15 protein-coding genes are annotated in these 22,300 nt (G+C 70.2%); 7 read left to right on the top strand and 8 right to left on the bottom strand.

Annotated elements, in window-relative coordinates:
- Positions 1 to 305: 305 nt before the first annotated feature.
- On the bottom strand, positions 306 to 1,007 hold the full coding sequence (locus tag GA0115234_RS13655; RefSeq protein WP_093541291.1) for an HAD family hydrolase: 702 nt from the start codon (positions 1,005 to 1,007) through the stop codon (positions 306 to 308).
- Between the two features lie 121 nt (positions 1,008 to 1,128).
- A complete protein-coding gene (metH, locus tag GA0115234_RS13660; protein WP_093541292.1) occupies positions 1,129 to 4,641 on the bottom strand; it encodes a methionine synthase in 3,513 nt (1,170 codons plus the stop codon).
- A 238-nt stretch (positions 4,642 to 4,879) separates the two neighbouring features.
- Between metH and GA0115234_RS13665 the strand changes: the two genes are divergently transcribed.
- The 6 genes from GA0115234_RS13665 to GA0115234_RS13690 all read left to right on the top strand — a co-directional run bounded on the left by GA0115234_RS13665 (position 4,880) and on the right by GA0115234_RS13690 (position 11,915).
- A complete protein-coding gene (locus GA0115234_RS13665) occupies positions 4,880 to 5,644 on the top strand; it encodes an IclR family transcriptional regulator (protein WP_202553650.1) in 765 nt (254 codons plus the stop codon).
- A 236-nt stretch (positions 5,645 to 5,880) separates the two neighbouring features.
- Complete coding sequence (locus tag GA0115234_RS13670) at positions 5,881 to 6,672, top strand: MIP/aquaporin family protein (RefSeq protein ID WP_093541296.1); 792 nt, start codon at positions 5,881 to 5,883, stop codon at positions 6,670 to 6,672.
- 56 nt (positions 6,673 to 6,728) lie between these two features.
- The gene (gene glpK, locus GA0115234_RS13675) at positions 6,729 to 8,264 is read left to right on the top strand and encodes a glycerol kinase GlpK (RefSeq protein WP_093541298.1); all 1,536 of its coding nucleotides are present in this window, start codon (positions 6,729 to 6,731) and stop codon (positions 8,262 to 8,264) included.
- Between the two features lie 5 nt (positions 8,265 to 8,269).
- Entirely contained in the window at positions 8,270 to 9,880 is a 1,611-nt protein-coding gene (locus tag GA0115234_RS13680) for a glycerol-3-phosphate dehydrogenase/oxidase (protein ID WP_093541300.1), read from the top strand.
- Positions 9,881 to 10,054: 174 nt separating this feature from the next.
- Positions 10,055 to 11,113, top strand: coding sequence for an LLM class flavin-dependent oxidoreductase (locus tag GA0115234_RS13685; protein WP_093541302.1), 1,059 nt, complete (start codon positions 10,055 to 10,057; stop codon positions 11,111 to 11,113).
- Between the two features lie 130 nt (positions 11,114 to 11,243).
- The gene (locus GA0115234_RS13690; RefSeq protein WP_037700470.1) at positions 11,244 to 11,915 is read left to right on the top strand and encodes a FadR/GntR family transcriptional regulator; all 672 of its coding nucleotides are present in this window, start codon (positions 11,244 to 11,246) and stop codon (positions 11,913 to 11,915) included.
- A 79-nt stretch (positions 11,916 to 11,994) separates the two neighbouring features.
- On the opposite strand, the gene GA0115234_RS13695 is transcribed toward GA0115234_RS13690, so the two are convergent.
- The 5 genes from GA0115234_RS13695 to GA0115234_RS13715 all read right to left on the bottom strand — a co-directional run bounded on the left by GA0115234_RS13695 (position 11,995) and on the right by GA0115234_RS13715 (position 17,835).
- Positions 11,995 to 13,047, bottom strand: a complete 1,053-nt coding sequence (locus GA0115234_RS13695; RefSeq protein WP_093541304.1) for an ABC transporter permease — start codon at positions 13,045 to 13,047, stop codon at positions 11,995 to 11,997.
- Entirely contained in the window at positions 13,044 to 14,561 is a 1,518-nt protein-coding gene (locus GA0115234_RS13700) for a sugar ABC transporter ATP-binding protein (RefSeq protein WP_093541306.1), read from the bottom strand. Before GA0115234_RS13700 ends, GA0115234_RS13695 begins: the two co-directional genes overlap by 4 nt.
- Positions 14,562 to 14,563: 2 nt before the next feature.
- Positions 14,564 to 15,604, bottom strand: coding sequence for a sugar ABC transporter substrate-binding protein (locus tag GA0115234_RS13705; protein WP_093541308.1), 1,041 nt, complete (start codon positions 15,602 to 15,604; stop codon positions 14,564 to 14,566).
- Positions 15,605 to 15,706: 102 nt separating this feature from the next.
- Positions 15,707 to 16,486 (bottom strand): SDR family NAD(P)-dependent oxidoreductase, encoded by a 780-nt coding sequence (locus GA0115234_RS13710; RefSeq protein WP_093541310.1) that lies wholly within the window; start codon positions 16,484 to 16,486, stop codon positions 15,707 to 15,709.
- A complete protein-coding gene (locus GA0115234_RS13715) occupies positions 16,483 to 17,835 on the bottom strand; it encodes an enolase C-terminal domain-like protein (protein ID WP_093541312.1) in 1,353 nt (450 codons plus the stop codon). The genes GA0115234_RS13710 and GA0115234_RS13715 overlap by 4 nt, the downstream gene beginning before the upstream one ends.
- A 256-nt stretch (positions 17,836 to 18,091) precedes the next feature.
- On the opposite strand from GA0115234_RS13715, the gene GA0115234_RS13720 reads away from it, so the two are divergent.
- Entirely contained in the window at positions 18,092 to 19,174 is a 1,083-nt protein-coding gene (locus GA0115234_RS13720; RefSeq protein WP_093541314.1) for a PAC2 family protein, read from the top strand.
- 63 nt (positions 19,175 to 19,237) lie between these two features.
- Here GA0115234_RS13720 and GA0115234_RS13725 read toward each other — a convergent pair whose 3' ends face one another.
- A complete protein-coding gene (locus GA0115234_RS13725) occupies positions 19,238 to 22,282 on the bottom strand; it encodes an NPCBM/NEW2 domain-containing protein (protein WP_093541316.1) in 3,045 nt (1,014 codons plus the stop codon).
- Positions 22,283 to 22,300 lie beyond the last annotated feature (18 nt).

Below are 22,300 nucleotides of genomic sequence, written 5' to 3' on the forward strand. Positions count from 1 at the left end.
GCCGGACCGGCGAAGCGCCGGTGCGTCATCGGATGGTGACGGGAAGGGGCGGCGAGCCGATTTCCCCCTACCGGAAGGGTTTCGCGGATATCGCAATGAACCGGGACATTGCATCACCCCAAAACAGACACGCCAGGTGATCCCGAAACCCTTCCGAAGCACATTCAGGTGATGAAGCTCACGCCTTTCACCGTTCGAATCCTCTATCGCGCACCGGCATTCCCACACTTCCGCACGACAGAAAAAGCACCATCCACCGCCGAGAGCTTTTCCGTTCATTCACAGAAACACTCTCGGTGCACGGATCAATGTGTTCCCGTGACCAGACCCCGGAGGAAGGCGAGATCGACTTCTTCCAGCGAACGGACGACCATCCGGCCGGACGCGGGGGCGATGGGCGCGACGGACGGTACGGCGACCACCCGGCAGCCCGCCGCCTCCGCGGCGGCGACCCCGGTCGCGGTGTCCTCGATGACCGCACAGCGCTCGGGCTCCGCGCCGAAACCGGAGGCGGCGGTGAGATAGGGCTCCGGATGCGGCTTCGTCCGGGAGACCTCGTCGCCCGCGACGGTCAGGGCGAAGTGGTGCCGGCCCACCGATTCCAGCACCCGGTCGATGATCCGCCGGTGCGAGGCGGAGACCAGGGCCGTGGGGATCTCGTGCCTGGCCAGTTCGGCGAGCAGCCGCGCCGCGCCCGGCATCAGCGGCACACCGCGGCCGATCCGCCGCTCGAAGCGGTCGTTGAGCAGCACGGTGAGTTCACCGAGCGTGATGTCCGCACCCGTGGCATCGATGAGGTACCCGGCGCTGCGGGTCATCGGCCCGCCGACCACCACGTCCCGCCACGTCTCGTCGAGCCGGTGACCGAGCTCGGCGAAGACCTCCACCTCCGCGTCCCACCAGAACCCCTCGGTGTCGACGAGGGTGCCGTCCATGTCGAGGAGGACGGCCTGGAGCGCGGCGCCCTCGGCCGTGCGGGTCGAGGACGCGGGAACCGTACTGGTCATCCGGCACACCTTCCGTAAAGGGACGAGAAGGCCGGCCGCCATTTCCCGTGGGAAGGGCGACCGGCCTGCACTGGACCGACCAGTCTACGACTTGTCCTGCTACGGCGCGTTGAACGGCGCCTTACCGGGCGTTGAAGTACTTCGCCTCCGGGTGATGGATGACGATCGCGTCGGTGGACTGCTCCGGATGCAGCTGGAATTCCTCCGAGAGGTGCACCCCGATCCGCTCCGGCTGGAGCAGTTCGGCGATCTTCGCCCGGTCCTCCAGGTCGGGGCAGGCGCCGTAGCCGAGGGAGAAGCGCGCCCCCCGGTACTTCAGCGCGAACATGTCCTCGACGTCGGAGGGGTCCTCGCCGGCGAAGCCCAGCTCCGAGCGGACCCGGGCGTGCCAGTACTCGGCGAGGGCCTCGGCCAGCTGCACGGACAGGCCGTGCAGCTCCAGGTAGTCGCGGTAGGAGTTGGCCTCGAAGAGCTTCGCGGTCTCGCCACCGATCTTCGAGCCGACGGTGACCACCTGGAGGCCGATCACATCCGTCTCGCCGGACTCCTCGGGACGGAAGAAGTCGGCGAGGCAGAGGCGGCGGCCGCGGCGCTGGCGCGGGAAGGTGAAGCGGGTCCGCTCGGAGCCGTCCTCGTGGAGCAGGATCAGGTCGTCGCCCTTGGACACGCACGGGAAGTAGCCGTAGACGACGGCGGCTTCCAGCAGGTTCTCGGTGTGGAGCTTGTCGAGCCAGCCGCGCAGGTGCGGGCGGCCCTCGGTCTCCACCAGCTCCTCGTACGTCGGTCCGTCACCGGCGCGGGCCTGCTTCAGGCCCCATTGACCCTTGAAGAGGGCGCCCTCGTCGAGCCAGGACGCGTACTCCTTGAGCTGGATGCCCTTGACGACCCGGGTGCCCCAGAAGGGCGGCTCGGGGACCGGGTTGTCGACGGCGACATCGGAACGGACGCCCTCCTGCGGCTCGTCGACCTCCAGGACCGCGGTGTCGCGCTTGGGCACCCGGCGCTGCTTGAGCTCGGGCAGGACCGCGCCCGGGACACCGCGCTTGACGGCGATCAGCGCGTCCATCAGCCGCAGCCCCTCGAACGCGTCGCGGGCGTAGCGGACCTCGCCCTCGTAGATCTCGTGGAGGTCCTGCTCGACATAGGCCCGGGTGAGGGCCGCGCCGCCGAGGATGACGGGGAAGTCGGCGGCCATCTTGCGCTGGTTCAGCTCCTCCAGGTTCTCCTTCATGATCACGGTGGACTTCACCAGGAGGCCGGACATGCCGATGACGTCGGCCCGGTGTTCCTCGGCGGCTTCCAGGATCGCGGAGACGGGCTGCTTGATGCCGAGGTTGACGACGTTGTAGCCGTTGTTGGACAGGATGATGTCGACGAGGTTCTTGCCGATGTCGTGGACGTCGCCGCGGACGGTGGCCAGGACGATGGTGCCCTTGCCCTCGGCGTCGGACTTCTCCATGTGCGGTTCGAGGTGCGCCACCGCGGTCTTCATGACCTCGGCGGACTGCAGGACGAAGGGCAGCTGCATCTGGCCGGAGCCGAAGAGCTCGCCGACGACCTTCATGCCCGCCAGGAGGGTGTCGTTGACGATGTCGAGCGCCGGGCGTGTCAGCAGGGCCTCGTCGAGGTCGCTCTCCAGGCCGTTCTTCTCGCCGTCGATGATGCGGCGCTGGAGCCGCTCGTCGAGCGGCAGGGCCAGCAGCTCCTCGGCCTTGCCCGCCTTCATCGACTTCGTGCTGACGCCCTCGAAGAGCTCCATGAGCTTCTGGAGGGGGTCGTAGCCCTCGGCGCGGCGGTCGTACACGAGGTCGAGGGCGACCTTGACCTGCTCCTCGTCCAGGCGGGCGATCGGCAGGATCTTGGAGGCGTGCACGATCGCGGAGTCGAGTCCGGCCTTGACGCACTCGTCGAGGAAGACGGAGTTCAGCACGACACGGGCGGCCGGGTTGAGGCCGAAGGAGATGTTGGACAGGCCCAGCGTGGTCTGCACATCGGGGTGGCGCTTCTTCAGCTCGCGGATCGCCTCGATGGTGGCGATGCCGTCGCCGCGGGACTCCTCCTGGCCGGTGCAGATGGTGAAGGTCAGGGTGTCGATGAGGATGTCCGACTCCTGGACGCCCCAGTTGCCGGTCAGGTCGGCGATCAGCCGCTCGGCGACGGCGACCTTGTGCTCGACGGTGCGGGCCTGGCCCTCCTCGTCGATGGTCAGCGCGATCAGCGCGGCGCCGTGCTCCACGGCCAGCGCGGTGACCTTGGCGAAACGGGATTCGGGGCCGTCGCCGTCCTCGTAGTTGACCGAGTTCAGGACGGCACGCCCGCCCAGCTTCTCCAGACCGGCCCGCAGTACGGGCAGCTCCGTGGAGTCCAGCACGATCGGGAGCGTGGACGCGGTGGCGAACCGCCCCGCCAGCTCCTCCATGTCCGCGACACCGTCACGGCCCACGTAGTCGACGCAGAGGTCGAGCATGTGCGCGCCCTCGCGGATCTGGTCACGGGCCATCTCCACGCAGTCGTCCCAGCGGGCTTCGAGCATGGCCTCGCGGAACTTCTTCGATCCGTTGGCGTTCGTGCGCTCGCCGATCGCCATGTACGAGGTGTCCTGGCGGAACGGGACGGTCTGGTACAGCGAGGCGGCACCCGGCTCGGGATGCGGGGTGCGGGGCGTGACGGCCGTACCGCGGACCCGCTCGACGACCTGGCGCAGGTGCTCCGGGGTCGTACCGCAGCAGCCGCCGACCAGCGAGAGGCCGTACTCCCGGACGAAGGTCTCCTGCGCGTCGGCCAGCTCGGCCGGGGAGAGGGGGTAGTGCGCGCCGTCCTTGCCGAGCACGGGGAGGCCGGCGTTGGGCATGCAGGAGAGCGGGACGCGGGAGTGCCGGGCGAGGTAGCGCAGGTGCTCGCTCATCTCGGCGGGGCCGGTGGCGCAGTTCAGACCGATGAGGTCGATGCCGAGCGGTTCCAGGGCGGTGAGCGCCGCGCCGATCTCGGAGCCGAGCAGCATGGTGCCGGTCGTCTCGACGGTGACGGAGCAGATCACCGGGAGGTCGGCCCCGGTGGCCTCCAGGGCGCGGCGGGCGCCGATGATGGAAGCCTTGGTCTGGAGCAGGTCCTGGGTGGTCTCGATCAGCAGGGCGTCGGCGCCACCGGCGATCATGCCCTCGGCGTTGCTCTGATAGGCGTCGCGGAGCTTGGTGTACGGGGCGTGGCCCAGTGTGGGCAGCTTCGTACCCGGGCCCATCGAGCCGAGCACCCAGCGCTGCTGTCCGGTGGCGGCGGTGAACTCGTCGGCGACCTCACGGGCGATGCGCGCGCCGGATTCGGAGAGCTCGAAGACCCGCTCGGGAATGTCGTACTCGCCCAGGGCCGCCAGGTTGGCGCCGAAGGTGTTCGTCTCCACGCAGTCCACACCGACGGCGAAGTACTCCTCGTGCACCGAGCGCACGATGTCGGGGCGGGTGACGTTCAGGATCTCGTTGCAGCCCTCCAGGTCCTGGAAGTCGTCGAGGGACGGGTCCTGTGCCTGGAGCATGGTGCCCATGGCACCGTCGGCCACCACCACGCGGGTGGCGAGCGCCTCACGGAGGGCTGCGGCTCGGTTCCGGCTGTCGGCGGAAGGGGTCGGCGACGAGGCCATGGATGTACTCCCTGGGATGCGACGGCTGTCGGCTTTGCGTCTTCGGTGGAAGGCGCACCAGGCCAGCCTAGCCGGGCGGCGCCCGGGGCCGTCATTCCGTCCCACGGAACGGACTGCATGCTGTGCGGGGGATGTCCGGTTCGCAGCGGCGTCGCGGTTTTACCGCACGGTCGAGCAAGGGTCGGCATCGACCGATAGTGTTCAGCATTGTCGAACCGAGGTGGAGGAGTACGGCGCGATGGCCAAGAACATCCAGTCACTGGAGCGGGCGGCGGCGATGCTGCGTCTGCTGGCAGGCGGCGAGCGGCGGCTGGGGCTGTCCGACATCGCCTCGTCACTGGGCCTGGCCAAGGGCACCGCGCACGGCATCCTGCGCACGCTCCAGCACGAGGGCTTCGTCGAGCAGGACGCGGCGTCCGGCCGCTATCAGCTGGGCGCCGAGCTGCTGCGCCTGGGCAACAGCTATCTGGACGTCCACGAGCTGCGGGCCCGCGCACTGGTATGGACGGACGACCTGGCCCGCTCCAGCGGCGAGAGCACCCATCTGGGCGTGCTGCACCAGCAGGGCGTCCTCATCGTCCACCACGTGTTCCGCCCCGACGACAGCCGACAGGTCCTGGAGGTCGGGGCCATGCAGCCGCTGCACTCCACAGCCCTGGGCAAGGTGCTCTCGGCGTACGACCCGGTGGCGCACACCGAGGCCCTGGAGGCCGAGCGGCAGCCCTTCACCCCGCGCACCGTCACCGACGCGGAGGAGTTCGAGGCGATGCTCGACCTGATCCGGGCGCGCGGCTGGGCGGCCGATGTGGAGGAGACCTGGGAGGGTGTGGCCGCGGTGGCCGCCCCGATCCACGACCGACGGCGGATGCCGGTCGGCGCGGTGGCCGTGACCGGTGCCGTGGAGCGGGTCTGCGCGGACGGGGAGCTGCGCCCGGAGCTGATCGCCGCGGTGCGGGACTGTGCGCGGGCGGTCTCCCGGGATCTGGGCGCCGGGCGGTTCTGACCGCCGTGGCGCGGAGCCGCGGCGTAACGATCGAGTTATAGGCCACACAACCCTTGACGGCTGATTCACCTGGGGGAAGCATTGCCGTTCATCGGTCGGCATTGTCGAACACCTAACGGAAACTGGCGTTAGGGTGTGACTGCGCCAAGGGCCGGAAAACGCCCTCACGTGAGGGCGCGGACCACCGGAGGGACCCGGGGTTCGGCTTCCCTGGACGAAGGACAAAGGAGTCGCGGGTGTCCAGCTCCGACATCTTCATCGGCGAGACCATAGGTACCGCCGTACTCATCCTGCTCGGCGGCGGTGTCTGTGCCGCCGTCACGCTCAAGCGCTCCAAGGCGCAGAACGCCGGCTGGCTCGCCATCACCTTCGGGTGGGGCTTCGCCGTGCTGACCGGCGCGTATCTGGCCGGTGGCGTGTCCGGCGCGCATCTCAACCCGGCGGTCACGATCGGCCTCGCGATCGAGGGCGGCACCAAGTGGAGCGACGTTCCGCTCTACCTCGGCTCCCAGCTGTTCGGCGCGATGATCGGCGCGGTGCTGGTCTGGCTGACGTACTACGGGCAGTTCCGGGCGCATCTCACGGACCCGGAGATCGTGGGCGCCCACTCGGGTGAGGACGGCATGGTCGACCAGGCCTCCGCGCCGAAGGCCGGTCCGGTCCTGGGCATCTTCTCCACCGGCCCCGAGATCCGCCACGCCGTGCAGAACCTGGTCACGGAGATCATCGCCACCGTCGTACTGGTCCTGGCGATCCTCACCCAGGGCCTCAACAACGAAGGCAACGGCCTGGGCACGCTCGGCGCGCTGGTCACCGCTCTGGTGGTGGTCGGGATCGGTCTCTCGCTCGGCGGCCCGACCGGCTACGCGATCAACCCGGTTCGCGACCTCGGCCCGCGTATCGTGCACGCGCTGCTGCCGTTGCCGAACAAGGGCGGTTCCGACTGGGGCTACGCGTGGATCCCGGTCGCCGGACCGCTCATCGGCGGCGCGATCGCGGGCGGGCTGTACAACGTCGCCTTCGCCTGAGCCGTGACGCCCAGAGCCGTAACCCCCACGACCACACAGACTTCCGGGAGCACACCGTGACCGACGCACACACCACCGGCCCGTTCATCGCGGCCATCGACCAGGGCACCACCTCCAGCCGCTGCATCGTCTTCGACAAGGACGGCCGGATCGTCTCCGTCGACCAGAAGGAGCACGAACAGATCTTCCCGAAGCCGGGCTGGGTCGAGCACAACGCGAGCGAGATCTGGGAGAACGTCCAGGAGGTCGTGGCCGGCGCCATCGTCAAGGCGGGCATCACGGCCGCCGACGTGAAGGCGATCGGCATCACCAACCAGCGCGAGACCACGCTGCTCTGGGACAAGAACACCGGCGAGCCCGTCCACAACGCCCTCGTCTGGCAGGACACCCGGACGGACGGGCTCTGCAAGGAGCTCGGCCGCAACGTCGGCCAGGACCGCTTCCGCCGCGAGACCGGTCTGCCGCTCGCCTCGTACTTCGCCGGACCCAAGGTCCGCTGGCTGCTCGACAACGTCGAGGGGCTGCGCGAGCGCGCCGAGCGCGGCGACATCCTCTTCGGCACCATGGACTCCTGGGTCATCTGGAACCTGACCGGCGGCACCGACGGCGGCGTCCATGTCACCGACGTCACCAACGCCTCGCGCACGCTCCTGATGAACCTGCACGAGATGCGGTGGGACGAGCGGATCCTCCAGTCGATGGAGATCCCGGCCGCGGTGCTCCCGGAGATCCGTTCCTCCGCCGAGGTGTACGGGAGCGCCAAGGGCGGCGTGCTCGACGGGGTTCCCGTGGCGTCCGCGCTCGGCGACCAGCAGGCGGCCCTCTTCGGCCAGACCTGCTTCTCCAAGGGCGAGGCCAAGTCCACGTACGGCACCGGCACCTTCATGCTGATGAACACCGGTGAGACGCCCGTCAACTCGTACAACGGACTGCTGACGACCGTCGGGTACCGGATCGGCGACCAGAAGCCGGTCTACGCCCTGGAGGGCTCCATCGCCGTCACCGGTTCGCTGGTGCAGTGGATGCGCGACCAGATGGGCCTGATCAAGTCGGCGGCCGAGATCGAGACCCTGGCCCTGTCGGTCGAGGACAACGGCGGCGCGTACTTCGTGCCCGCGTTCTCCGGTCTGTTCGCCCCGTACTGGCGCTCCGACGCCCGCGGCGTCATCGCCGGTCTGACCAGGTACGTCACCAAGGCGCACATCGCCCGTGCCGTCCTGGAGGCCACCGCCTGGCAGACCCGCGAGATCACCGACGCCATGACCAAGGACTCGGGGGTCGAGCTGACCGCCCTCAAGGTCGACGGCGGCATGACCTCCAACAACCTGCTGATGCAGACGCTCGCCGACTTCCTGGACGCACCCGTGGTGCGGCCGATGGTCGCCGAGACGACCTGCCTCGGCGCCGCCTACGCCGCCGGTCTCGCCGTCGGCTTCTGGCCGGACACCGACGCCCTGCGCGCCAACTGGCGCCGGGCCGCCGAGTGGACCCCCCGCATGGACGCGGACACCCGCGACCGCGAGTACAAGAGCTGGCTCAAGGCCGTAGAGCGTTCCATGGGCTGGCTCGACGACAACACTGCCGAGGAGTAATCGACATGACCACCCTGCAGAGCGTCCCGGCCCTCGGGACGCACCCGGCCTCCGGCTCCCTTCCGAGCCGCGCCGAGACTCGGGAGCAGCTCTCCAAGGCGACGTACGACCTCCTGGTGATCGGTGGCGGCATCCTGGGCATCTCCACCGCCTGGCACGCCGCGCAGTCCGGGCTGCGGGTGGCCCTGGTGGACGCCGGCGACTTCGCCGGCGCCACCTCCTCCGCCTCCTCCAAGCTGCTCCACGGCGGTCTGCGCTACCTGCAGACCGGCGCGGTGAAGCTGGTCGCGGAGAACCACTTCGAGCGGCGCGCGGTGTCCCGCGAGGTCGCCCCGCACCTCGCCAATCCGCTCACCTTCTACCTGCCGGTCTACAAGGGCGGGCCGCACGGCGCGGCCAAGCTCGGCGCGGGCGTGTTCGCGTACTCGGCGCTCTCCGCGTTCGGTGACGGGGTCGGTCATGTCATCAGCCCGGCGCGGGCCCGGCGGGACGTGCCGGAGCTGCGCACGGACAACCTGAAGGCCGTCGCGGTCTACGGCGACGACCAGATGAACGATGCCCGGATGGCGCTGATGACCGTCCGCGCGGCCGTGGACGCGGGTGCGGTCGTCCTCAACCACGCGGCGGTGACCGGGCTGCGGTTCACCAAGGGCCGGGTGACCGGCGCCGACCTGGAGGACCGCACGGACGGCACGGAGTTCGGCGTCAACGCCCGTCTGGTGCTGAACGCCACCGGGCCGTGGGTCGACCACCTGCGGAAGATGGAGGACCCGAACGCGGCGCCCTCCATACGCCTGTCCAAGGGCGCGCACCTGGTGCTGAAGCGCACCCGCCCGTGGAAGGCCGCGCTGGCCACCCCGATCGACAAGTACCGCATCACCTTCGCCCTGCCGTGGGAGGACATGCTGCTGCTCGGCACCACGGACGAGGAGTACGAGGGCGATCCCGCGGACGTCGCGGTCAACGAGAAGGACACCGCGCAGATCCTCGACGAGGCCGCGTTCTCGATCAGGGACCAGCAGCTGTCGCGCGATCTGATCACCTACTCCTTCGCCGGTCTGCGGGTGCTGCCCGGCGGCCCCGGCGACACGTCCAAGGCCAAGCGCGAGACGGTCGTGACCGAGGGCCGCGGCGGGATGCTGTCCGTCGCGGGCGGCAAGTGGACGACGTTCCGCCACATCGGCCGCACGGTGATGAACAAGCTGGCCGCACTCCCCGGGCACCCGCTCGCGGAGGACATGGAGCCGATCGCGCACCTGCCGAAGAAGCTTCCGCTGCCCGGTATCGCCAACCCGAACGCGGTGGCGCACCGGCTGCTGATCGACGGCGGCACGCCCGGCCCGCGGATGGCGGCCGACACCGCCCGGCACCTCGCCACGCACTACGGCTCGCTCTCCTTCGACATCGCACGGATGGCGAACGAGAACCCGGCGCTGGCCGAGCGCATCCACCCGGACGCGCCGGAGATCTGGGCGCAGGTCGCCTACGCCCGGGACCACGAGTGGGCCGAGACGGCGGACGACGTGCTGCGCCGCCGCACCACCCTGACGATCCGGGGCCTGGCGACGGACGAGATCCGGGCCGGCGTCGAGTCCATGCTCGGCGACCGGGGCTGACCGGTCCCGACGTACGGCAAAGCGCTGTCACCGGACGGCAGTCGGACGACAGCGCCGAGGGGCGGCTCCCGCGCGGGAGCCGCCCCTCGGCGCATGTCTCCGGGGCGCCTCGCTCCGGTGAACGCGCCACACGGCCGCCATACGGGTGCAATACGGCGCGGGGACAGTTGAGCCATGAAGTTCTCCGTGCTCTCCCTCATCGGCCACGCCCCGCACCCCCTCGACCACCGGCTCCCCTCCGCCGCCGAGCGGTTCGAGGAGGTGATCGACACCGGCGTCGCCGCGGAACGGCTGGGATTCGACGCGTACGCGATCGGCGAACGGCACGCCGGTCCCTTCCTCTCCTCCAGCCCGAGCGTGGTGCTCGGCGCGCTGGCCGCCCGTACCTCCACCATCCGGCTGCTGACCGGCGTCACGGTCGTCGCGATCCTCGATCCCGTGCGGGTGGCCGAGGACTTCGCGACGCTCGACCAGATCTCCAGGGGGCGCATCGAGCTCGTCGTCGGCAAGGGCGCGGAGGCCGGCCACTTCGACCTCTTCGGGCTCGACGAGGAGCGGCAGTGGGACCTCCAGCGGGAGAAGTACGAGCTGCTGCGGCGGCTCTGGAGCGAGGAGGGTGTCGACTGGGAGGGCGAGTTCCGGCCCGCGCTGAAGAACACGACGACGCTGCCGCGCCCGTACGCGGGGCCGCCGCGCGTCTGGCACGGCTCGGCGACCAGTCTCGACTCCCCCGAACTGGCGGCGCGCCACGGCGATCCGCTCTTCACCGCCAACGCCATCCAGCCCCGTGCGGCGTACGCCCGGCTGATCGGCCACTACCGGGAGCGGTTCGAGGCGTACGGCCACGATCCGGCCCGTGCCCATGTGGCCGCGGGGTCGGGCGGGCTGCTGATCGCCGACAGCTCGCAGCAGGCCGTGGAGCGGTACAAGGAGCTGTACGAGGCGAAGGTGGCGCAGTCCTTCCGGCCGCATCTGGAGGGACGGGCCGGGTACAACACACCGTTCCGGACGATCGAGGAGGCCATCGCGGACGGGCCCCAGCTGATCGGCAGCCCGCAGCAGATCATCGACAAGATCCTCGGATGGCACGAGGTGTACGGGCACGACCTCCAGTCGGTCAGCGTGGACGGCTTCGGGCTGGGCCGGGACGAGCAGACCGAGACGCTCCAGCGGTTCGCGGAGGAGATCGCCCCGGTGGTGCGGCGCGAGGCGCCCTCCGCGCTCTGGGACTGAGTCCGGCGGGCCCCGGCGGCCCCGCACCCGGGACGACCTGCGGCAGACCTGGTTCATCCGCCTCTTCCGACCCGCATAATGAAGAGATACATCGGATGTCTGATTCCAGTCCGGATCCAGGAGGACCGTCATGGCTGTCACCGACGAGGCGATCGAGAAGATCAAGGGAATGATCGTCTCGGGTGCGCTGCGCCCCGGCGACCGGCTCCCCAAGGAGAGCGAACTCGCGGCGGAGCTCGGGCTCTCGCGCAACTCGCTCCGGGAGGCGGTGCGGGCCCTTTCGCTGATCCGCATCCTCGATGTGCGCCAGGGCGACGGCACGTATGTGACCAGCCTCGACCCGCAGTTGCTGCTGGAGGCGCTGAGCTTCGTGGTGGACTTCCACCGCGACGACACGGTGCTGGAGTTCCTCGCGGTCCGCAGGATCCTGGAACCCGCCGCGACGGCGATGGCCGCCACCCGGATCAGCGAGGCCCAGCTCGACGTGCTCAGCTCGCAGTTGGACGCGCTGGGGGCGCAGCCCTCGGTGGAGGAGCTGGTCGCCTGCGATCTGGAGTTCCACCGCGGCATCGTGCAGTCGTCCGGGAACTCGGTGCTCTGCTCGCTGCTCGACGGGCTGTCGGGGCCGACGACCCGGGCGCGGGTCTGGCGCGGGCTGACGCAGGAGGACGCGGTCAGCCGTACGCTCCACGAGCACCGGGCGATCGTGTCGGCGCTGCGGGACCGGGACGCGGAGGCCGCGCGGGCCTGGGCGACGGTGCACGTGGCGAGCGTGGAACAGTGGCTGCGTTCGACTTTGTAGCGCCGAAGGGGGCGGGAGGGGCCGACCGCCCCGTCCCCGCCCCTTTCCGGGAAGCGCGCCCCCTTCCGGGAAGCGCGCCTCAGTCCTGCTTCTCGCCGCTCGCGAAGCGGGAGATGACCAGCGCGACGATGATGATCGCGCCGTTGAGGAACTGGTTCCACAGCGCCGGTACACCGCCGAGGGTCATCACATTGACCACCAGCTGGAGCGTCAGCACACCGGTCAGCGCGCCGAACAGGGTGCCGCGGCCGCCCTTGAGGCTGATGCCGCCGATGACCGCGGCGGCGAACACCTGGAAGATCCAGCCGTTGCCCTGGGTCGCCGCGACCGAACCGTAGTGGCCGGTGTAGAGGATGCCCGCGAAGGCGGCCAGCAGTCCGCCGACGGCCAGCACGATCCAGGTGACCCGGTCCACCCGGATGCCCGCGGCGCGCGCCGCTTCCGGGTTGCCGCCGATGGCGTACAGCGAGCGTCCGTGGCGCAGCCAGGCGAGTGCGGCGCCGCCGACGGCGAACAGGGCCAGGCAGATCCAGACGGCGGCCGGTGCGCCCAGCCACTCGCTCTTGCCGAGGTAGCGGAAGGACTCCGGGACGTCGGTGATGGACTTGCCCTCGGTGATCCCGATGTGGAGGCCGCGCAGCATGGTGAGCATGCCGAGCGTGGCGATGAAACCGTTGACCCTCAGCTTCAGCATCAGGAAGCCGTTGACGGCGCCGATGGCGAGGCCCACCAGCAGGCAGAGCGGGATCGCCGACCAGGTGGGCAGCAGGCCCAGGCCCGCGAAGCGGCCGCCCTCGGCGGGCAGGACCAGCCACATCGCGACGACCGGCGCGATACCGATCGTCGACTCCAGGGACAGGTCCATCCGCCCGCAGATCAGGATCAGCGCCTGCCCCAGCACCAGGAGGCTCAGCTCGGAGGACTGCTGGACGACGCTGATCAGGTTCTCGGAGGTCAGGAACACCGGAGAGACGATGAACCCGATCACCATCAGCACCAGGATCACCGGTACGAGGGAGAAGTCGCTCCATCTGATCAGTTTCAGCCGGTCCAGCGGCCGCTCGCCGGTCGAGGGGCCCTTCGGCCCCGCGTCGATGCCGTCGGCCGCCAGGGGCCGTACCGTACCGGTCATTCCCTCTCCCCCACACCTTCCATGGCGGCGACGAGCTCCCCGTCGTTCCACCCGCTTGCGAATGTCGCGACCACGCGGCCGTGGAACAGGGCGAGCACCCGGTCGCAGACCCGCAGATCGTCCAGCTCGTCCGAGATGATCACCGCGGCGTTCCCTTCGTCGGCGACCCGTCGCACCACTCCGAGCAGCGAGTCCTTGGACTTGATGTCCACCCCCGCGGTGGGCCGGACCGCCACCAGTACGCTGGGTTCGCGGGCGAGCGCGCGGGCGACCACCACCTTCTGCTGGTTGCCGCCGGAGAGCCCGGAGACGGGCTGCTCGGGCCCCTGCGTCTTGATGTCCAGCGAGGCGATCATCGACCGTGCGAACTCCCTGGTGCGGGAGGGCAGTACGGTCCCCCAGGGGCCGAGCTGGTCGGTGACCGTGAGCGTGGCGTTCTCTGCGACGCTGCGTTCCAGGACCAGGCCCTGGTCGTGCCGGTCCTCGGGGATGTACCCGATCCCGGCGTCCAGCGCGTGCGGCACGCTGCCGGAGCGGACGGCCCTGCCGTGCACCCGGACCGTGCCGCCGCCCGCCTTCCGCATGCCGGCCAGAGTCTCCCCCAGCGCCGTGTTGCCGCTGGCCGCCGAGCCGGCCAGGCCGAGCACCTCGCCGGGGCGGACCTCCAGGTCCAGGGGTTCGAACTGGCCCTGGACGGTGAGCCCTTCGGTACGGAGCACGGGGGCGGCCGACGCGGCCGCCGCCGCGCCGGCACCGTCAGCGTGCCAGGCGGTGGCTCCGGCGGACTGCTCGCCGGTCATCGCCGCCACCAGTTCCGCCTTGGCGATGTCGGCGACGGGGGCGGTCAGCACATGGCGGGCGTCGCGGTAGACGGTGACCGCCGTGCACAGCTCGTACACCTCCTGCAAATGGTGGGAGATGAAGAGGAACGCCACTCCCTGGGCCTGTAGTTCGCGCAGCTTGTCGAAGAGCCGGCCGATGCCCCGGGCGTCGAGCTGGGCGGTCGGCTCGTCCAGGATGATCAGCCGGGCGCCGAAGGACAGCGCCCTGGCGATCTCGACGAACTGCCGCTGCTCGACGGCGAGATCGCGGGCCCGGGTGGTGGGGTCGACCTGGACGCCGTAGTCGGCGAGCAGCCGCTCGGCCCGTCTGCGGAGCCTGCCCCAGCTGATCCAGCGGGCGTGGTCGTCGAAGCGGTTGAGGAAGAGGTTCTCCGCGACGGTCAGGTCCGGGACGACCATGGACTTCTGGTAGACACAGGCGACCTTGGACTGCCAGGCCGTGGTGTCCCCGAAGGCGGGCGCGGGCTCGCCGCCGAACGTGACCGTGCCCGCGTCCGCCCTGTGGAGTCCGGTCAGTACGCTGACCAGCGTCGATTTGCCCGCGCCGTTGCGCCCGACCAGGGCGTGGGACTCGCCCGGCTGCACGGTGAGCCGGACCCCGTCGAGCGCCACGGTGGGCCCGAAGCGTTTGACAACGCCTTCCGCCTGTACGGCAGGGGGTGCCTGGTCCATGGCTAGCTCTTCTTCTCCAGCTGGTTGGCCCACAGCTTCGGGTCGTCGACGTTGTCCTTGGTCACCAGCGGCGCGGGGAGCTGGTCCTCGTAGCCGTTCGGGATCTTGATGATGGTGGAGTCGTGGTCGGTGGGGCCTGTCCTGAAGGTCTTGCCGTCCAGGGCCGCCTTGGCGTAGTACAGCGCGTACTTCGCGTACAGGTCGGCGGGCTGGGAGATCGTCGCGTCGATCTTCCCGGCCTTGATGGCGTCGAACTCCTCCGGGATGCCGTCGTTGGAGATGATCGTGATGTGCCCCGGCGCACCGGCCGGCTTCAGCAGCTTCTTCTGCTCCAGCAGGGCGAGGGTGGGCTGCAGGAAGACGCCGCCGGCCTGCATGTAGATGCCGTTGATGTCGGGGTTGGCGGCCAGGGTGGACTGGAGCTTGGCGGAGGCGACGTCGCCCTTCCAGTCGGTGGCCAGCTCGAAGACCTTGATGCCGGGGAAGTCCTTGTCCATGCAGGCCTTGAACGCCTCGGACCGGTCACGGCCGTTGATCGAGGAGAGATCGCCCTGGAACTCGACGACCTTGCCCTTGCCCCCCAGCTGCTCGCCGAGGTACTTGCAGGCGTTGGCCCCGTACGCCTTGTTGTCGGCGCGCACCACCATGTAGATGTCGCCCTTGTCGGGGCGGGTGTCGACGCTGATGACCGGGATCTTCTTCTCGTTCAGCGTGTTGAGCGACTCGGCGATCGCACCGGTGTCCTGCGGCGCCATCACGACGGCCTTGGCGCCCTGGTCGGTGAAGGTCTGGACATTGGCGACCAGCTTGCCGATGTCGTTCTGCGAGTTGGTCAGCGGCAGCGCGCTGACCTCGCCCGCCTTGACGCCCTTCTCCACGTAGTTCTGGTACGAGTTCCAGAAGTCGCTGTCGCTGCGCGGCAGGTCGATCCCGACCTTCCCGCCGCCCGCGCCGTCCGCGGTGGACTCGCGGTTGCAGCCCGCGAGGGCGGTCACTGCCAGCAGTACGGCGCAGGCCGCCGCACTCGTCGTACGCACTCTCATGGGTGTCCCGTCCTTGGTGAGTACCGGCTCGGAGCTCTGTCGGCAAAGCGGAGGTGCGGGGGCGGGCGGACCGGTGACGCGGCTCGGGCCGCCCTGGCGCGGTCAGCTCTCGGCGGGGCGCAGGCGCAGCCCCTGCATGCCGCCGTCCACGGCCAGTGCCGTTCCGGTGACGGAGGCGGCTGCGGGGCTCGCGAGGTAGACGATCGCGGCGGCCACCTCGTCGGCCGAGACCAGTCGTCCCAGCGGCTGACGGGCGTTGAGCGCGGCCCGCTCGGCGGCCGGGTCGTCGGCCTGGCCGAGGAGCCGGCCGATCCACGGGGTGTCCGCGGTGCCCGGGTTGACGCAGTTGACGCGGATGCCCTCGCGGACGTGGTCGGCGGCCATCGCCAGGGTCAGCGAGAGGACCGCGCCCTTGCTCGCGCTGTACAGGGCGCGCTGCGGCAGCCCGGCGGTCGCCGCGATCGAGCAGGTCTGGGTGATCGACACGGCGCCGGGGCGGGCGGCCGCCGCGCGGCGCAGATGGGGCAGGGCGTGCCGGGCGGTGCGGACCATGCCGAGGACGTTGATGTCCAGGACCCGGGTCCACTCCTCGTCGGCGTTGTCCTCGACCGTGCCGATGGAGCCGATGCCGGCGTTGGACACGACGGTGTGGAGCGTGCCCAGTTCGGCGGCGGCCCGGTCGACCGCCTCGCGCACGGCGTCGTCGTCGGTGACGTCCGCCTTGACGGCCAGGACGCCCTCGGGGGCGCCCGCGGTCTCCCGGTCCAGTACCGCCACCCGCGCGCCGCGCGCCAGCAGCATGGTCGCGACGGCGGCACCGATGCCGGAGGCACCGCCCGTGACCAGGGCGCCCATCCCCTCGAAGTCGCTCGTTGTGGTCATCGGTTGGCCTCCTCGGTGCGGCGGGCCTGCCATACGGCGCCCTCCGGATAGCGGTGTGCGGCGATCGACGCGGGGAGCATCCGGGCGGAGAAGCCCGGGGAGCCCGGCGCGGTGTAGCGGCCGGCCTCGATCACGGTGGGGTCGGCGAAGTGCTCGTGGAGATGGTCGACGTACTCGATCACTCGGTTGTCCCAGCTGCCGGAGACCGCCACGTAGTCGAACATCGAGAGGTGCTGCACCAGCTCGCAGAGTCCTACCCCGCCCGCGTGCGGGCAGACCGGTACGCCGTACTTCGCGGCGAGCAGCAGGATCGCCAGGTTCTCGTTGACGCCCGCGACCCGGGCCGCGTCGATCTGGACGAAGTCGACGGCCCCGGCCTGGAGCAGCTGCTTGAACACGACCCGGTTGGCGACGTGTTCGCCGGTGGCGACCTTGACCGGCTGACCGGCCCGGACGGCGGCGTGGCCGAGGATGTCGTCGGGGCTGGTGGGCTCCTCGATCCAGTGCGGGTCGTACGGCGCGAGCGCGGTCATCCACTCGACCGCGTCCGGGACGTCCCAGCGCTGGTTGGCGTCGACGGCGATCCGGATGTCGGGTCCGACGGCGTCGCGGGCCAGGGCCATTCTGCGGACGTCGTCCGGGAGGCTGCCGCCGACCTTCAGCTTGATCTGGGTGAAGCCGTCGGCGACGGCCTCCTTGGCCAGCCTGACCAGCTTGTCGTCGCTGTAGCCCAGCCAGCCGGGCGAGGTGGTGTACGCCGGGTACCCCTCGGCGCGCAGCCGTGCGGCGCGCTCGGCCCGGCCCGGTTCGGCGGCCCGCAGGATCTCCAGCGCCTCGTCGGGGGTGAGGGCGTCGCTGAGGTAGCGGAAGTCGACGAGGGAGACGAGCTCCTCCGGCGTCATCCCGGCGAGGAACTCCCAGACGGGCCTGCCCGCGAGCTTGGCCGCCAGGTCCCAGGCGGCGTTGACGACCGCGCCGGCCGCCATGTGCATCACGCCCTTCTCCGGGCCGAGCCAGCGCAGTTGCGAGTCGTGGGTGAGTTCACGGTGCAGTACGGCGAGATCGGCCGCGGTACGGGGCGCCGGGCGCCCCACCAGGTAGGGGCGCAGGGCCTCGATGGCGGCGGCCATCACCTCGTTGCCGCGCCCGATGGTGAAGCAGAAGCCATGTCCCTCGACGCCGCCACTGCCGCTCTCCGGTCCGTCCGTGCGGTCGGGGACATCGGTACGCAGGACGACGTAGGCAGCCGAATAGTCGGGATCGGGGTTCATGGCGTCCGAGCCGTCCAGTTGTTCCGAGGTCGGGAAACGGATGTCGTGGACCTCGAAATCCGTGACGGTCTGACTCATGTGCGCCCCCAGGGGAATAACATCGGACCTCTGTTCTGGTCATCCGATGTATAGCGCCATCGAGGCGCCACCGTCCAGGGTTTGATGGAAATCGACCGGACACAGCTCGGATGTATACGGAGTTCGATGCCCTGATTCGACCGGTGATGCACCCTCGCGGAACAGGTTCACCCGACTGTGTGCGGAGGCTGCGGCACACGTGGCCGGAAGCCGTAAGGTTGATGGGTACACAAGGGAACTTCGGAAGGAGGCCTGGGTGATCGAGCTCGAGGGGGTTCCCGAGCTGATCGACCCGGTCATGGTGGCCGCGTTCGAGGGTTGGAACGACGCAGGGGACGCCGCCTCCACGGCGGTCGCGCACCTGGACCGGGAGTGGAAGGGCGAGGTCTTCGCGGCGCTGGACGCCGAGGACTACTACGACTTCCAGGTCAACCGGCCGACGCTCTGGCTGGACGACGGGGTACGCAAGATCACCTGGCCGACCACCAGACTCTCCGTGGTCCGCGTCGGCGGGGACAAGCCCCGCGACCTCGTCCTGGTCCGCGGTATCGAACCATCCATGCGCTGGCGCTCGTTCTGCAACGAGATCCTGGGCTTCGCCCATGAGCTGGGGGTGGAGATGGTGGTGGTCCTGGGCGCCCTGCTCGGCGACACCCCGCACACCCGCCCGGTGCCGGTCAGCGGAGTCACCTCCGATCCTGATCTGGCACGGACCATGGACCTGGAGGAGACCAGGTACGAGGGACCGACGGGCATCGTCGGCATCCTCCAGGAGGCCTGTACGCACGCGGGCGTGCCCGCGGTGAGCCTGTGGGCGGCGGTGCCGCACTATGTGTCGCAGCCGCCCAACCCGAAGGCCACACTCGCGCTGCTGAACCGCCTGGAGGACCTCATCGGTCTGCGCATCCCGCTGGGCGAACTGCCCGAGGACGCCCGCGCCTGGCAGGTCGGCGTCGACCAACTGGCCGCCGAGGACAGCGAGGTGGCCGAATACGTGCAGACGCTGGAGGAGGCCCGGGACACCGCCGAGCTCCCCGAGGCGAGCGGCGAGGCCATCGCCCGGGAGTTCGAACGCTATCTGCGCCGCCGGGACATCGGTCCGGGTCAGACGCCGGGCGGGCACGCGACCGAGAGCGGCGACGCCTCCTATCTGCGCGACACCTCCGGCGGCCGCGCCCGTCCGCCGAAGCCGGTCCGCCCCGAGACCGGGAGCGGCACGCCGTCCGCGGGCGGACCCGACGGGCAGCCACCGGCCGACCGGGAGGACGACGGCGGGGCCGACGACGGCCGGGACGGCGACGGCCCCGAGGATTCGTCGGAGGACTCCCCGGAGAACTGACGGGACCGGTGGAGCGCCGGGCGGATACGTCACCGCCCGGCGCTCCCCTGCTGTCCGGGACATTCAGGAACAGCTGAACCGGGCCGCGGCCCAGTCCCCGTGGTCACCGGTCTTGGAGCCGTTGGTGTCCGTGACCTTCAGGTGCACATGGCGCGCGCCGTCGAGCTTCACGTCGACCGGCACGGTCGCCGAGGCCCCGGTCACCTTCGGCGAGGTCCAGAGCACCTTGCCGTCCGCCTCGACGGAGAAGGCCACTTCGCCGTAGCCGTTGATCTCGTCGTCGATCCCCGCGTCGGCCGTGAACGCGGTGCAGCGCCCGCCGAGATAGACCTCGATGTCGGAGTCGGCATGGGTGCCTATCCCCTTCTCGTACGTCTTCCCGGCGAGGGTCAGCGGATGTCCGTCGGCCGCGCCCGACTCGCCGTTGCTGCGGTCCCGTTCGGCGGGTCCGTAGCCGTTGGTGGACGTCAGCCACGCCAGATCGCTGGCCCAGGCCTCGCCGGTGGGCGGCGGCGGCATGACTCCGGCGGCGAACCGCTGGGTGGCGGTCCGGGACTCGCCGGCCGAGCGGTAGCGGACGAGTGCGGTGATCCGTGCCTCGCCCGCCTCGGCGTCCTTCGCGGGGGTGACGGACACTTCGACCCGGCGCGTGGTGCCCGCCGGGATCCGGGCCACCTTCGCGGTCCGTGCGACCTGCCAGCCCTCGGGAACGTCCAGGCCGACCTCGGCGTCGGTCACATCGGTCCGGCCCGCGGTGACCTCGACGGCGACGGTGCTTCCGGCCCCGGCGCCGACCTCCTGCCCGGACGGGACGGAGACCACGGCGTCCGCCCCGGCGTTCCGCCCGCCGACCGCGCTGGTGTTCTTCAGCTTCACGGAGAACTTCTTGCCGGTGGACAGCGGCGCGGTCTTGATCTTCACGACACCGCCGCGGTCGTCCCGGTCGTACCACCAGCCCTGCTTCGCGGCCTTGAACGCGGCGGCGGAGCCCAGCCGGGGCAGCTTCCCGCCCAGCTCGACCGCGCTCGGGGCGGAGCCGGTGTGCACGGTGAACTCGTACGGGCGGCTGCTCTGCTTGCCGGTGAACTTCCCCTCGCTCGCGCCGATCCGCACGGTCACGTCGCCCGCGCCCCGGACCGGTGCGGTCACGTCGGCGCGCTGGGTGGCGTACTTGCCGTCGCGGTGCTGCCGGGTGACGCCGTCGTCCTCGTACAGCGTGAAGGACGACCTGCCCTGCGGGTAGATGTCCCAGGCGAGCGGGGAGGCTGCGGTGCGGTCCTGGTACGAGCGGATACCGGGCCACATCGGCACACTGGCACCGCCCTTGACGAACAGCGGCAGGGTGTCGAGCGGGGCGCTGTAGTCGTCGAGGGTGACCGGGCCCTGGTAGGTGCGCCCGCTCCAGTAGTCGGTCCAGGTGCCCTTCGGCAGATAGATGCCGTCGCGCTCGGTGCTGTCCTGGTAGACCGGCGCGACGAGGAAGTCCTCGCCTGACATGAACTCGTACTTCGCCGCGTCCGTCGCCGCCTTGGGGTCGTCCGGGTATTCGAGGACGAGCGGGCGGACCATGCCGACGCCGGTCTTCGTCGCCTCGTGCGCGTAGGAGTACTGGTAGGGCAGCAGCGACTCCTTGAGCTTGAGGTAGTCGCGGTTGATGGTGGTGTACGGCTCCCCGTACCGGTAGGGCTGCTTGTCGCTGGCCGCCCAGCCGTCCATCGTCATCGTGGTCCCCAGGAACATCTTCCACTGGAGGTCACGGGTGTAGGTCTTGGCGCTGCCGCCGAAGATGCCGTCGACGTCGCCGGTGGTGTAGGCGAGACCGGACATCGTGGCGCCCGCGTAGGTCGGGATCTGCCAGCGGATGTAGTCCCAGGTGCCGTACTGGTCGCCGGACCACTGCACTCCGCAGCGCTGCGCGCCCGACCAGCTCTCGGGGGCGTAGGTGAAGCCGCGGGCGTCGCTGTTGTCCTCGATGCCCCGGTACGCGTCCTTGCAGCCGTCCAGGGCGAACTTGTAGCCGGCGCCGACCCAGGCCACGTCCAGCTTGGCGACCCGCTGGCCGGCCTTGACCTGGTCGCCGATCTTGTCGATGCCGTCCTCGGTCCACAGGCCGAGCTGCATGCCGCGGTCCTGGAGGCCCTTGGCGGTCTCCGCGAGGTCCTCGTATCCGCAGCCATAGCCGTCGTTGACGAGCATCCAGCCGTTCGGCATGTCGTTCTCGACGTAGCCGTCGGCGACCTTCAGGGCGTCCAGGGTGCGGCGTTCACCACGGTTGGCGTTGTGCAGGTAGCAGTCGGCGTCGCCGATCTCCATGCCGTACACGGGCGGCAGGAAGGGCTTGCCGGTGAGCTTCGTGTACTGGCCGATGACCTCCTTGGCGCTGTCGCCCGCGAAGTAGTAGGCGTCGAAGCGGTTCTCCTTCACGCTGGTGGTCACCGGGTCGGTGAAGGCGTAGGTGTTGGGTGCGAAGGTGTTGCGGTAGACGCCGTAGCCGGCCGAGGAGAGGTAGAACGGCACCGAGTTGGGGTGGCCGCCGTCGTCCCAGTTGTAGTCGACGCCGACCTCGACGGTCTTGTCGCGGTGCGAGGTGTTGCCCCGGCCGTTCTGCATGCCGGCGCCGTAGAACTGCTCGTTGGCGCCGCGGGCCAGGGTCTGGGTGGTCCGCTCGCCGTTCCAGCTCAGCCCCTTGGTCTCGGACCAGACCCGGGTGCCGTCCGCCCGGTACAGCGCGAAGCGCAGGGGCGACTTGTAGGCGCGCAGGGTGACATCGGCGGTGGAGAGCTCGTAGCGGTCGCCGCGCTCCTTCCACCGGGTGTGCGGCGGCTTGCCCTGCGGCAGGACGATGTCGTCGCCGGCCGGGTCCGAGAACGAGCCGTCCGGGGCGAGTTCGATGCGGAAGGTCTCGGCGGAGACGAAGCTGACCCGCGCCTCGGCGGCGCCGGCCTTCAAGTGGTAGACGGCCCCGTCTGCGGAGAAACCGGTGAGATCGCCGACCGTGGTGTCCGGTTCGGCGGCGCCGGCCTGGGTGGCGCCGGGGCCCGAGAAGACGGCGAGCAACCCCAGCAAGGCTGCAACTGCCGCCGTTCTGATGCGCGTTGATGATTGCATAGAGCGCTTTTAGCGCAA

Origin of the sequence: Streptomyces sp. DvalAA-43 (assembly GCF_900091725.1) — a bacterium.
Lineage (GTDB): Bacteria > Actinomycetota > Actinomycetes > Streptomycetales > Streptomycetaceae > Streptomyces > Streptomyces pulveraceus.

Coding starts and splice junctions, on each gene's coding strand:
- GA0115234_RS13700 (WP_093541306.1), bottom strand. CDS start 14,561: ATGGACCAGGCACCCCCTGCCGTACAGGCGGAAGGCGTTGTCAAACGC.
- GA0115234_RS13705 (WP_093541308.1), bottom strand. CDS start 15,604: ATGAGAGTGCGTACGACGAGTGCGGCGGCCTGCGCCGTACTGCTGGCA.
- GA0115234_RS13665 (WP_202553650.1), top strand. CDS start 4,880: ATGGCCAAGAACATCCAGTCACTGGAGCGGGCGGCGGCGATGCTGCGT.
- GA0115234_RS13680 (WP_093541300.1), top strand. CDS start 8,270: ATGACCACCCTGCAGAGCGTCCCGGCCCTCGGGACGCACCCGGCCTCC.
- GA0115234_RS13725 (WP_093541316.1), bottom strand. CDS start 22,282: ATGCAATCATCAACGCGCATCAGAACGGCGGCAGTTGCAGCCTTGCTG.
- metH (WP_093541292.1), bottom strand. CDS start 4,641: ATGGCCTCGTCGCCGACCCCTTCCGCCGACAGCCGGAACCGAGCCGCA.
- GA0115234_RS13685 (WP_093541302.1), top strand. CDS start 10,055: ATGAAGTTCTCCGTGCTCTCCCTCATCGGCCACGCCCCGCACCCCCTC.
- GA0115234_RS13695 (WP_093541304.1), bottom strand. CDS start 13,047: ATGACCGGTACGGTACGGCCCCTGGCGGCCGACGGCATCGACGCGGGG.
- GA0115234_RS13655 (WP_093541291.1), bottom strand. CDS start 1,007: ATGACCAGTACGGTTCCCGCGTCCTCGACCCGCACGGCCGAGGGCGCC.
- GA0115234_RS13710 (WP_093541310.1), bottom strand. CDS start 16,486: ATGACCACAACGAGCGACTTCGAGGGGATGGGCGCCCTGGTCACGGGC.
- GA0115234_RS13690 (WP_037700470.1), top strand. CDS start 11,244: ATGGCTGTCACCGACGAGGCGATCGAGAAGATCAAGGGAATGATCGTC.
- GA0115234_RS13715 (WP_093541312.1), bottom strand. CDS start 17,835: ATGAGTCAGACCGTCACGGATTTCGAGGTCCACGACATCCGTTTCCCG.